We start from the raw sequence: 11,913 nt of genomic DNA on the forward strand, positions 1-11,913 counted from the left end.
ATATGACTTGCTGCGTGCCAATGACTGATTATATTATGACGGACTTAAACAAGAAACACGTTCACTCTTAGTCATTCTTAAAAGTGATTTCATGGCAACCATCTCTCCCTTAGTGAAAAATGCGTTATCGTATCGCACCCTGAGCCTTATGATTATATTGACTAGCGCTATGGGTATCTTTATCTTCATTTACTCAGCATATATACAGTGGGGTAATAACAAAGCGTCGCTGATTAATGAGGATATCATCACGCCATTGAATAATTTTAATGAAAAATATAAATGGAATTTATCATCGTCAGTCAATAATCGCATTGACGCGCCCCCATTAGTGAGTGGCAACGTAGATACTCTGTCCCATATCCATTTAAGCGGTATTATTCATAGTTCGGATAAATTATCGTCCCGGGCCATTCTGCAGGAAGGGGGGGAACAGAATGTCTATTCTATTGATGATGTGCTTAAATCATCCAACAGCACGCGCATCATTGATATCACTAAGAACCAGGTGTTTTTCTCCTCAGGCGGAAACACCGCGCAGCTTACGCTGCTTACCGAACTGACGCCACCTGCCGCAACGCCAGAAAAAGTGAACGAGCAGCCGGCACCAACAGATGTCACATTGTCAGATTTTATTGAAGCGATTCCTGTCGTTGATAAAAATGTCTTGCGAGGATTGCGCCTTTTACCTCGCGGTAATACAGAATTATTTTCACGGACAGCCATTGCACCTGGTGACATTGCTATTCAGCTTAACAATATGTCTTTAACGCAACAGGCGAATATAACCCATGCGCAGGAGGCACTTAGACATCTGCAGACGGCGCAGATTACCCTCTTGCGAAATGCATCACCAAAACTAATTAATGTTGCCGTTCAACAATTCCAGGACGGTCAGGATAAATAAATGGATGGAACCTCCGCAAGCCAGCGACTGAAAGCGCTTTCGCTGTTTTTTTTGCTCATCGCCACCGCTAAGCCCGGATATTCAGCTGATTACACGGCGAATTTTAACGGTGCGGACATTCAAACGTTTGTCAACATCGTGGGACAAAACATGGGGAAAACGATTCTGATTGATCCCGATGTTAAAGCATCCATTTCCGTCAGAAGCGTAGATACCTTTAATAAAGAGGAATACTATCAATTTTTCCTGAGCGTACTCGACCTTTATGGCTTTTCACTTATCACTCTTGATAATGGCCTGCTGAAAGTCGTGCGTTCAGAAACCGTGAAAAATCTTCCAGGAAAGCTTACCAGTAATACGCAACCCGGCAAGGGTGATGAACTAGTGACACGTATTGTTTCTCTGGAAAATGTTCCAGCGCGATCGCTGTCTCCTCTGCTTCGTCAAATGCTCGATGGCGGTAATGTCGGTAACGTCTCGCATTATGAGCCCTCTAATGCGCTGGTCATTACCGGCAAAGCATCAACCGTCAATCGCATGCTGGAAGTCATTAAACGTGTCGATGTCATGGGTGACGAGCAAGAGCAAATTATCCCGCTGAAATATGCTTCCGCTGTCGATCTTGCCGATGTCCTTAACACGCTGTCGCGTGAGAACGCAAAAGAGGCACAACCTGCGACACTCCAAACGCACATCGTTGCCGATAAAAGAAGCAATGCGCTGATTATCAGAGGCTCAGAACGCGCCCGCGCAAGAATTACTGAGTTGGTAAAACGTCTTGATACCCAGGAGCAAGGGCAAGGAAACACGCGGGTATGGTACCTGAAATATGCCAAAGCGGATAAGCTTGTTGACGTTTTAACCGGTGTCACGCAAAAACTGAAAGATGGCAAAAGTGGCACAACCAATACGGCAACCAGCAGCAGCCGCGATATCTCTATTACTGCAGATGAACAAACCAACTCACTGGTTGTGACCGCCGATCAGGGTATTCTCCAGCAACTCGATGAGGTTATCGCTAAGCTGGATATTCGTCGTGCACAGGTTCTGGTGGAAGCGATTATCGTTGAAGTGCAGGACGGTAAAGGTCTGAACCTGGGTGTACAGTGGGCTGAGAAAAACGTTGGTGGACAACAGTTTACCAAAACTGGCCTGCCAATCTTTAACGCGGCACAGGGCGTGGGGGAATTCAAAGCAAACGGAGGGATCACCAGCGATAACCCAGCTTACAACCTCTTCAGTAATTATAACGGCCTTGCGGCAGGTTTTTTCAACGGCGACTGGGGGGTGCTCCTCACAGCACTCAATACCGACAACAAAAACGACATCCTGTCTACGCCCAGCATCGTTACGCTTGATAATAAAGAAGCAGCCTTCAACGTCGGGCAGGATGTGCCCGTACTTTCCGGTTCCCAGACGACCTCCGGCGATAATATTTACAATACCGTCGAGCGTAAGACGGTGGGGACCAAGTTAAAAGTCACCCCGCAGATTAACGAGGGTGATTCTGTTCTGATGGAGATCGAGCAAGAGGTTTCCAGCGTCGACACATCGACAAGCTCTTCCTCGCTCGGCCCAACCTTCAACACCCGAACAATACAGAATGCCGTCCTGGTGAAAAGTGGCGAAACCGTTGTGCTTGGCGGTTTAATGGATGACGCCAGTAAGCAAGAAGTTTCAAAAGTTCCCCTGCTGGGCGATATCCCTTTGGTGGGACAGCTTTTCCGCTACACATCCAATGAGAAAAGCAAACGTAACCTGATGGTCTTTATCCGCCCGACCATTATCAGAGACGATGAGGTCTATCGTTCACTCTCACGTGAGAAATACACCAATTTCAAAGATCTGCAAAAAGAGAGACGGGAAAAGCAAAGTGAAACACTGATTAACGTCGACAACATCAAAGAGCTTGAAGATCGGGCTTTTAATAATGCACCGGCGACACCGGACGCCAAAAATCCGTTCAGGGAAGGTCGAACGGAATGAGTCAGCACGCATGGAAAAAAGCGCAGCGCTATGGCATTGCCTTACAAGGAGAGACTCTCTTCTACTCGACAGATGCCACACTTGAGCATCTGCTCGAGTTCACATCCGTTGCGCCAGAGTGCACCTGTTTTACCCGGCTCCCCCCGCAGCAGTTTGCCGAAAAGCTGGAACTTATTTACCAACAGAACAGCGGGTCAGCCCAGTTAATTGCCGAAGATATTAATAATTCCGACGATCTCAATACTCTCTCTGAAGAGATCCCAACGAATGAAGATCTGCTGAACGAGCAGTCGGAAGCGCCGGTTATCAGGCTTATTAATGCCGTGCTCAGCGAAGCAATTAAAGAACACGCCTCAGATATTCATATTGAAGTGTTTGAAAAAGCGATGAGTATCCGCTTCCGGGTTGATGGCATCTTGCGCCCGGTGGTTCAGCCGAATAAAAAACTGGCGGCCTTACTCATCTCACGTATCAAAATCATGGCCAAACTGGATATTGCCGAAAAAAGGCTGCCGCAGGATGGACGCATTACCTTAAAAATTGGTCAGCGAAATGTGGATGTCCGTGTGTCGACGCTCCCGTCGCAGCATGGCGAACGTGTTGTTCTGCGTCTGTTGGATAAAAGTAGTCTGCGCTTATCCATCGATAAACTGGATATGTCAGCGGCAGACACACACAGTCTGAAGAATCTGCTTGCCCTTCCCCACGGTATTATTCTGGTCACGGGGCCAACGGGCTCCGGGAAAAGCACCACGCTCTACGCCATTCTCTCCGCGCTAAATAGCCCAGAACGCAATGTGCTTACGGTAGAGGACCCAATTGAATACGAACTGGAAGGTATCGGACAAACCCAGGTTAATAGCCGCGTAGATATGTCATTTTCCCGCGGACTACGCGCTATTTTACGTCAGGATCCTGATGTCGTCATGGTAGGAGAAATTCGCGATAACGAAACCGCTCAAATTGCGGTTCAGGCTTCTTTGACCGGGCATCTGGTGCTTTCCACTCTCCACACTAATAGCGCGTGCGGTGCCGTAACGCGATTACGGGATATGGGCGTTGAGCCGTTCCTTCTCTCTTCCTCGCTCGTGGGGGTGATTGCCCAACGTCTGGTCAGACGGCTATGCCCCCACTGTAAAATGGCTCACGCCGTGCGGCCTCAGGAGCAACAGCTTCTGCAAGCCCATGGGATTAATGCATCTCATCTCTGGCAAGCAAAGGGTTGCACCGCTTGCAGACAAAGCGGCTATCAGGGGCGCATGGCTATCCATGAACTGCTGCTCGCCACGCCAGAACTGCGTGACGCTATTCACAATGAGCGCCATGAAAGGCAGCTGGAAGAGATCCAGCGTCGTCATCACCTCAGCTTGCTGGCAAACGGTCTTCGCGTTGCGGCAGAAGGGATGACCTCACTTGAAGAAATCCTGCGGGTGACCTCTGAAGGTCAGACTCCAGCGGATGGGCGCCAATGAAATTTCACTGGACGGCGACGGACGCGCGGGGAAAACGCCATACGGGGCTGAGTGAGGCCGCGAGTGAAAGAGAGATGGTCGCGCAGTTGCGTAGCCAGGGGTTATTACCGCAAACGCTAAAACGGCAGCGACCCAAGGTTGCCCTCAGGGCTTTTTCGACACGAATCAGCCACAGCGAATTAACGCTTTTTACGCGTCAGCTGGCGACGCTGATCGCCGCGGCGCTGCCGCTGGATGAAGCGCTCGCCGTTGTTCAGCAGCAAAAAGAAAATAAAAAACTGGCCGACGTCATCACTTCTCTGCATCTCGCCGTTCTGGAGGGACAGCCCCTCTCTGTGGCCATGCAAGCCCACCCTCGTCTGTTTGATACGGTCTTTTGCACCCTAGTAAAAGCGGGAGAGACGGTCGGCCAGCTGGGCGCCGTTCTTGAAAGGCTGGCCGAATATAATGAAGCACGTCAGCAAATGCGCAGCAAACTCACACAGGCGTTGATTTACCCTGCCCTGCTCACAACGGTCGCCATTCTGGTGGTTATCATTTTGCTTACCACGGTGGTACCGAAGGTCGCCGCGCAGTTCACTCATCTTAAGCATGAGCTACCGCTTTCCACCCGAACGTTACTGGCTATTAGTCACTTTCTGTCGACATACGGTCCCTGGATCGCACTGACGCTGATCTGTGGTGGAACGCTATTCTCTTTCTGGCTGAAGCGCGGGAAAAACCGGGATCATTTTCATCGCTGGCTCATCGCGTTTCGCATTACCTCCCCGCTGGTCTGCGCGATCAATAGCGCCCGTTATCTGCGCGCCCTGAGTATTCTCAATCGCAGCGGTATTCCACTCCTGGAAGGGATGTCGCTCTCAGCAGAAGGTGTGGGCAACCGTGAAATTGGACAGCGGCTCAGCGACGCAGCAGAAAGTGTGCGCCAGGGAAATAGCATCAGCCAGTCCCTGAAGCAGACGCAAATATTTCCCCCCATGATGATTTACATGATTGCTTCCGGGGAAAAAAGCGGCCAGCTCGGGGAACTCATGCAGCGTGCAACAAATAACCAGGAGGTGCAGCTGCAAAATCGCATTTCGCTGACCCTGGCGATTTTTGAACCGGCGCTGATTGTTGTCATGGCAGCGATCGTTTTGTTTATCGTTGTCTCGATCATGCAGCCCATATTACAACTCAACTCATTGATGAATTAAGGAAAAATCATGGAAGCGCAGAAAAAGGAAAGGCAGCGTGGTTTCACGCTTATGGAATTGATGGTCGTCATCGTGATAATGGGGGTTCTGGCCAGCCTGGTGGTGCCTAACTTAATGGGCAATAAGGATCGGGCAGACCGGCAAAAAGCCGCCAGCGATATTATTGCTCTCGAAAATGCGCTGGATATGTACAAGCTGGATAATCATCGTTATCCCACAACAGAACAGGGCCTGGAGGCGCTTATTACCGCCCCAGCGCAAGCTCCCCGGGCTGAAAACTACAACCCGGACGGTTATATCCGCCGTCTGCCCGCCGATCCGTGGGGGAATGACTACATCCTGATTAGCCCGGGTGAGCATGGCGCGATCGATATCATGTCCACAGGTCCTGATGCTGAAACCGGCACCGAGGATGATATCCACAACTGGGATAACGATAAAAAGTCACGCTAAAAATGGCCCATCAGAAAGGATTCACACTGCTGGAGGTGATGCTGGTTATGGTCATCATCGCCCTGGCGGCAGCCGGCGTTGTCGCTATGCAAAGTGACAGGCTGAGCGCTACCGGAAAGCTACTGCGGCAGATCGATGTCCTCAGACAGACAGCAAAATACATGTCAGACGTGGCGCTACTGGAAAAACATACTGTCGGCCTTCAGCTCACTACTGACGGCTGGCTTTTCTATGCACCGAAAAAGGATCGCACCGGTGAATGGCAGTGGCAGGAAATAGCAAACAATGACAATTTGCCGTTACGCGGCGATTGGGACGCACCGGCCAGGCCTGACGTGACACCGTCGTCGGAGGAGGCCAAGCCGCAAATCGTCATCCTGCCCGATGGACAAGTCACTCCCTTTTCAGTGGTTTTCAACGCTAAAGATGGCGAAAAAATCGCCATTCTGCAATCACACGGCGCGCTGCCGCTTGAGGTCATTCGCTTTAAGGAACCGCAATGAAACAACAAAGCGGAATGCTGCTGCTTGAAGTCTTGCTGGCAATGGCTATTTTTGCGACCGCCATTATTGCACTCCTCAACAGTATGCAATGGCAGCTTTCAGCACTGGAAACGTTAAAACAGGAAACGCTAGCGCTTTGGGTTGCAGACAACGTACTCGTGACCTCGACTTACGGACAACTCGCCGCCAAAGAGGGAGCCTCTTCTCAATTAAATGAGACCTTCTCCTGGCAACTGGTTGAAGGGAAAAAAAGTTCGTCTCCTTTGCTTCAGAAAGAGGCCAGGGTGATAACGTCTGATGGCCGAACCCTCAGCCTGTATGCCTGGTCTTCAGATAGTAAGAAAACGGAGGCGAAGCATGAGTAAAGTCCCCAACGGCTTTACGCTTCTGGAAGTGATGCTGGCGATCGTCATTTTCTCAACGCTCAGCTTTCTGGCCTCTCAGGTGTTCTCCCAGGCAACCGAACAGTACCAGCGAGCCAAGAAGACTGGCGATGATTTTGAGGCCATCCAGCACACCGTGCTCATGCTTGAAAATGATTTAATGCAGTATGTCCCTCGGAAAAACCGGCAAACACCGCTCCCCTTCTTGAGTGAAAAAGAGAGCGTAATTTTCACAACACAAACCCGGGATCCCGCAATGCCTTTTGGGGCAACTTTCGTTTTGACGACCGTCCACTGGTATGTCGAAAACGACACATTATTCCGTGCAGTACGCTACTCATCCGACAGTGAAAAGGACGTGGCACCACAGCCCCTGCTGGATCATGTCTCCCATTTTTCTGCAACAATGACGCCGGCGGATGAAAAGAGCGTGTCAACGACAGCCACGATAACGCTGGAGCGTGACGGTAAAGCGGAAATAACCCGACGCGTTGTCCTGCCCGGCTGGTTTCCAGAAAAAAAAGCCGCCAGCCAACCTGCAGGAGCGACGCAATGAACGCGCAAAAAGGTTCTGCATTGCTGATCGTTTTAATGATTCTGGCGCTGATGGCTGCGCTGGCAGCAGAGATGACGATAAGTTTTCAGGTTCAGCTCCAGCGCACCCGGCGCATCAATGATAGCCTGCAGGGGAAATACGCTCTGCTCTACGCTGAAGCACAATCTATGGCACGTTTTCAGGAGAAGCCTCGAGACGTACTCACCCACTCGGAGAGTCCTGGCGACGACACCGACGTCAGCTGGCAGATAAACGATCTGCACCATTGCTACAACCTGAACGCACTGAAGAATACGCCGGAAGAACCACTGGCGACGCCACCGTATGAAATCAGCGTGTTTTACGCCCTACTGGAGAAGCTCGCCGTTGAAAAATACCGGGCAGAAGAGATCGCACAATCCATCGCAGACTACATCGATGATAACGACTCAACGCGCGTTAAAGGTGCAGAAGACGAATACTATCAACATAGTCAGCCAGGCTACCTGACCGCCGGTCAGGTGCTCTTTTTACCCACAGAAGTGCGCAAAATTAAAGGGATGACTGACGCGCTTTATCAAAAACTCGCCCCTTTTATCTGCACCCGATTCAGCAGTGACCTCGCCATTAATATCAATACCCTTACTGAGCAGCAAGCGCCGCTTCTGGCAGCCCTCTTCCTCAACAATATCAGCTTGTCAGATGCAAAAATGCTCCTGAAAAAACGTCCTGTAAATGGCTGGGAAAAGGTAGAGGATTTTCTTTACCAGGCCCAACAGGATTTCAGCGCAGCAAAACCGCTGGTGGATTCGCTTAAAAAACAGATTACAACCAGCAGCAGTTATTTTTTGACCACATCCACGGTTCATGAGGGTGACCTTACCTTTGGTATGCGCACATTTTTCATTTATGACGAAAAAACTAAAACACTCAAACTCTATTTACGCCAGCTTACGGATGGCAGTAGCGAACAATAAAGCAGTTAACGTCCCTGCGACGAAACTGCTTATCCGCCTTTCTGGATCGACGCCGAATGCCCTTGAATGGGTGGAATATGATGGATGTGGCTACAGCCAGGTTCAGAGTCTGACAACAGAACAGTTGCCGGAGATTGCCGCACGTCCGGCATCAGGATGCACTCATCTCGTTATTCCGGCCCAAAAGGCAACGAGCAGAATAATCGTCATCCCAGACGAAAATTACGAACTGACCGATCAAAAACTTCAGTGGCTTGCGGATGAAACACTGGACGAAGGCATGCCCCCGCTGCACTGGACGCTACTCTCTCGGGAGGGAACGCGAGTTTCCGTCATTGGCGTTGACGCCGACTGGCTTATGTCCCAGCTTCGTCTCTTTGCCGGGGCTGGTTTTAACGTCACGCATGCGACGATTGACGCCCTTCGCTTGCCAGCCTGTGAAAGCGGCTGGACGGTATTATCAGACAGCGGTGGATGGTTGCTCAGAACGCATGAGAACAGTGTTGCCCATCTGACAGCCTCCTGGCTGGCACAGCTGCTAGCGCATTATCCCCCGCAAGAGGTCGTCAGCTACGGTCCACTGCCAACTGGCCTTTCCGCGAAGGAAACGCGTCCCGCATGTCATAGTTTGATACTCCATCCACAGGAACCACCCGCTAACCTTTTGCACGGGAAAATGCGCCCGCCTGCCCCGTGCTCTTTCTGGACCACCAATATCAAACGCGTGGCGCTTTGCAGCATTTTACTGTTAGCCGTGAGTGCGTGTCTGGCTCAGGCTGTCGTGTATTTGCAACTTCGGGAGTATGAAAAACAGCTGAGCCACACACTGACGCAGCAATGGCAACGTTATATTCCAGAAAACAGGCATACCCGTAATCTGCGTACCTATTTACCCAGGCAGCTACAGCAACGATCGCCTGCCCCCTATTTGCTCTTACAACAGCTTCAGGCTCATCTGTCCGCTTTCCCGGGACTGGCGCTGGAAGGGGTGAGTTATAACCCGGCACGTAATGATTTACGTCTTTTTATTTCTACCCGCGATGAGCAACAGATCCAGGCGTTTTTAAATCAAAAACTGGCTGGCTACTCACTCAAAGTCGATAAACATGAACAGGGATTATGGACGATTCGAAATGATTAAACGCGCTCAGGAATGGTTTCACCAAAAAGATCCGCGTGAACAGCGGCTGCTACTCGCACTGCTTGTCTGCGGTGTCAGCATTCTTTTCTGGTTTGGGCTCTACCAGCCCCTGAAGCAGGCTACAGACACCATGCAATCCCGCTATGCTAAGGTGCAACGCGATCTGCAGTGGTTGCAGAAACAGGTTTCGGCTGCGGCTCTTCTTCCGGAAAAGAGACCATCAGGCTCCCTGGAGAATCAGGTTAAAAGCAGTTTGCACATGCTGGGCACTGCCGCAAAACTCCAGCGCACCGATAGCGGAGAACTGACTGTATCGGCCGACGCTCTCAGGATGGACGCTTTTATGAACTGGCTGGCGGTGCTACAGGGAGACTACGGTCTGCGGATTGCGGAACTTGAATTCCACGCCAGTGAACAGGGTACGGACACTATAATCCTGACGCGCCTGACGCTCGGAGTGAAATAAAATGGATAGCTCACTGGTTACTCTGTTTCTCATCATTGGCCTGCTGTCAGGAACCGCAATGGGTATACTCACCTGGCGTTTGCCTGCCGAGATTTTACGACCGTCTTCGACAGGCGAGGCGGGTTCAACGTCAGAGTTTACGTTCTCTGGCTCCCGGTGCTGCCAGTGTCAAACCCCACTGTTCTGGTACGACACGGTTCCCCTGCTCGGCTGGATGCTTCTCAAAGGGAAATGTCGCCACTGCGGCCAGCCTGTTTCAACACGCTATCCCTTGCTGGAAGGGCTTTGTGCGATGATGGCCGTCATTTGCTATGCCCTCCATTCAGCATCAATGATAATGTCACTGGCGCTTTTTCTGTTCTTTTGGTTTGTACTCGCACTCAGCGTGATCGATCTGCAGCATTACCTTTTACCCGACAAGCTCACGCTACCGTTACTGTGGGTTGGCCTGTTGTTTAATGCCTTTTTTGGCCCTGTTTCCTCCCAGGACGCCATTGTGGGTGCCGCTGCCGGCTATTTAATTCTGTGGCTGCTCTACTGGCTGGTCCGCTTAATCTGTCACAAAGAAGGGATCGGTTACGGGGATTTCAAGATGCTTGCGGCAGTGGGCGCCTGGTGCGGCTGGCGAGAGGTACCCGTGATCCTTTACGTAGCGGCAATCGCAGGGATCTTTTACGGGCTTCTGCTGTGGGTAAAAAAAGGGCATTTCGGTGACCCGATACCTTTCGGTCCGGCGCTGGCACTGAGCGGCTGGGGCTGTTTCTGCTGGGCAACGCTGTGAGGAGGCAGGAAGGAGGGTTTCCTTCCTGTATCAACTACTCTTTTTCTTCGCGGATTTGCGCCTGCAGATAGTTTTGAATACCCAGCTTATCGATCAAATCCAACTCGGTTTCCAGCCAGTCTATATGGCCTTCTTCATCGGCAAGGATCTCAATCATCATGTCACGGCTGACATAATCAAAAACGCTGTCGGCATAGGCAATGGCTTCACGGAGATCTTTGGCACCTTCAAGTTCCAGCCTGAGGTCGGAACGTAGCATCTCCTCGACATCTTCACCGATGCCCAGCTTGCCGAGATCCTGCAGGTTTGGAATACCTTCAAGGAATAAAATGCGCTCGATATATTTATCGGCGTGTTTCATCTCATCTATAGATTCATGGTACTCAACGTCGTTCAGACGTTTAAGTCCCCAGTTTTTGAACATTCTCGCATGAAGAAAGTACTGGTTGATTGCGACAAGCTCATTTCCCAATAATTTATTGAGATAACTTATGATTTTAACATCACCTTTCATTATATAGTCCCTCCGCTTCCACTCATTGAAGCGTAGATCGGGCTACGGGGATGTCAAAAAAAAGATGGGCGCTTACGCGATCTCTTTGTATTCCGGGATCTGCATCAACTCGTCCTGCATGATCTCACGTGCAGCACGTACACATTTACCGCATTGATTTCCAACCGGAACAAATTTGCGAAGCTGCTGAAATGACTGTGGCTGAAACTGGCGAACGGCCTGACGTATTTTTTTGTCGCTTACACCATTACATAAACAAACGTACATAGAGACTCCCGTTCAAATTATGCGCAAAGTGTAAGTGAGAATGGTTATGATTACAATAGCACAAACGCCAGAATACGGGGCGGGTGCAGGCAAAAAATGCGAAAGTTTGTGACAACACCTGAGCAGCACAAAACAAAAAAGGACGCCGAAGCGTCCTTTTTTAATTCGGAGATAATTAATTAGCCCAGAACTTTAGCAACAACGCCCGCGCCAACGGTACGGCCGCCTTCACGGATTGCGAAACGCAGACCGTCGTCCATCGCGATTGGGTGGATCAGAGTCACAACCATCTTGATGTTGTCGCCTGGCATTACCATCTCAACGCCTTCTGG

14 protein-coding genes and 1 pseudogene are annotated in these 11,913 nt (G+C 50.6%); 12 read left to right on the top strand and 3 right to left on the bottom strand.

Annotated features, from left to right (window positions below):
* The first annotated feature begins 91 nt into the window (after positions 1-91).
* From gspC to ACOTY9_RS21840, 12 genes are read left to right on the top strand one after another with little or no spacing between them, the layout of a single operon-like run.
* Positions 92-907, top strand: a complete 816-nt coding sequence (gene gspC, locus ACOTY9_RS21785) for a type II secretion system protein GspC (RefSeq protein WP_023331442.1) — start codon at positions 92-94, stop codon at positions 905-907.
* A complete protein-coding gene (gene gspD / locus ACOTY9_RS21790) occupies positions 908-2,893 on the top strand; it encodes a type II secretion system secretin GspD (protein WP_072251823.1) in 1,986 nt (661 codons plus the stop codon).
* On the top strand, positions 2,890-4,365 hold the full coding sequence (gene gspE / locus ACOTY9_RS21795; protein ID WP_348566156.1) for a type II secretion system ATPase GspE: 1,476 nt from the start codon (positions 2,890-2,892) through the stop codon (positions 4,363-4,365). Before gspD ends, gspE begins: the two co-directional genes overlap by 4 nt.
* Complete coding sequence (gene gspF / locus ACOTY9_RS21800) at positions 4,362-5,561, top strand: type II secretion system inner membrane protein GspF (RefSeq protein WP_348566157.1); 1,200 nt, start codon at positions 4,362-4,364, stop codon at positions 5,559-5,561. Before gspE ends, gspF begins: the two co-directional genes overlap by 4 nt.
* 9 nt (positions 5,562-5,570) lie before the next feature.
* Positions 5,571-6,014 carry a type II secretion system major pseudopilin GspG gene (gspG, locus tag ACOTY9_RS21805; RefSeq protein WP_014885475.1) on the top strand — a complete coding sequence of 148 codons (444 nt, stop codon included), beginning with the start codon at positions 5,571-5,573 and terminating at the stop codon, positions 6,012-6,014.
* Between the two features lie 2 nt (positions 6,015-6,016).
* Positions 6,017-6,517 carry a type II secretion system minor pseudopilin GspH gene (gene gspH, locus ACOTY9_RS21810; RefSeq protein WP_087529697.1) on the top strand — a complete coding sequence of 167 codons (501 nt, stop codon included), beginning with the start codon at positions 6,017-6,019 and terminating at the stop codon, positions 6,515-6,517.
* Entirely contained in the window at positions 6,514-6,882 is a 369-nt protein-coding gene (gene gspI / locus ACOTY9_RS21815) for a type II secretion system minor pseudopilin GspI (RefSeq protein ID WP_023331447.1), read from the top strand. The genes gspH and gspI overlap by 4 nt, the downstream gene beginning before the upstream one ends.
* Positions 6,875-7,456: a PulJ/GspJ family protein gene (locus tag ACOTY9_RS21820; protein WP_023331448.1), complete on the top strand. Its 582-nt coding sequence runs from the start codon at positions 6,875-6,877 to the stop codon at positions 7,454-7,456. The genes gspI and ACOTY9_RS21820 overlap by 8 nt, the downstream gene beginning before the upstream one ends.
* A complete protein-coding gene (gene gspK / locus ACOTY9_RS21825; RefSeq protein ID WP_023331449.1) occupies positions 7,453-8,412 on the top strand; it encodes a type II secretion system minor pseudopilin GspK in 960 nt (319 codons plus the stop codon). The genes ACOTY9_RS21820 and gspK overlap by 4 nt, the downstream gene beginning before the upstream one ends.
* Entirely contained in the window at positions 8,345-9,553 is a 1,209-nt protein-coding gene (gspL, locus tag ACOTY9_RS21830) for a type II secretion system protein GspL (protein WP_348566158.1), read from the top strand. Before gspK ends, gspL begins: the two co-directional genes overlap by 68 nt.
* Positions 9,546-10,019 (top strand): type II secretion system protein GspM, encoded by a 474-nt coding sequence (gspM, locus tag ACOTY9_RS21835; RefSeq protein WP_032635368.1) that lies wholly within the window; start codon positions 9,546-9,548, stop codon positions 10,017-10,019. The genes gspL and gspM overlap by 8 nt, the downstream gene beginning before the upstream one ends.
* 1 nt (position 10,020) lies before the next feature.
* Positions 10,021-10,800 carry a prepilin peptidase gene (locus ACOTY9_RS21840; protein WP_255199875.1) on the top strand — a complete coding sequence of 260 codons (780 nt, stop codon included), beginning with the start codon at positions 10,021-10,023 and terminating at the stop codon, positions 10,798-10,800.
* A gap of 34 nt (positions 10,801-10,834) precedes the next feature.
* Here ACOTY9_RS21840 and bfr read toward each other — a convergent pair whose 3' ends face one another.
* The 3 genes and pseudogenes from bfr to tuf all read right to left on the bottom strand — a co-directional run.
* Entirely contained in the window at positions 10,835-11,314 is a 480-nt protein-coding gene (bfr, locus tag ACOTY9_RS21845; protein ID WP_014885483.1) for a bacterioferritin, read from the bottom strand.
* A 72-nt stretch (positions 11,315-11,386) separates the two neighbouring features.
* A complete protein-coding gene (gene bfd, locus ACOTY9_RS21850; RefSeq protein ID WP_008503493.1) occupies positions 11,387-11,581 on the bottom strand; it encodes a bacterioferritin-associated ferredoxin in 195 nt (64 codons plus the stop codon).
* A 179-nt stretch (positions 11,582-11,760) separates the two neighbouring features.
* Positions 11,761-11,913 (bottom strand): annotated as a pseudogene (tuf, locus tag ACOTY9_RS21855) (elongation factor Tu); the annotation flags it as partial.

The sequence above is a fragment of the Enterobacter cloacae complex sp. SHL012 genome (assembly GCF_049237505.1).
Lineage (GTDB): Bacteria > Pseudomonadota > Gammaproteobacteria > Enterobacterales > Enterobacteriaceae > Enterobacter > Enterobacter kobei.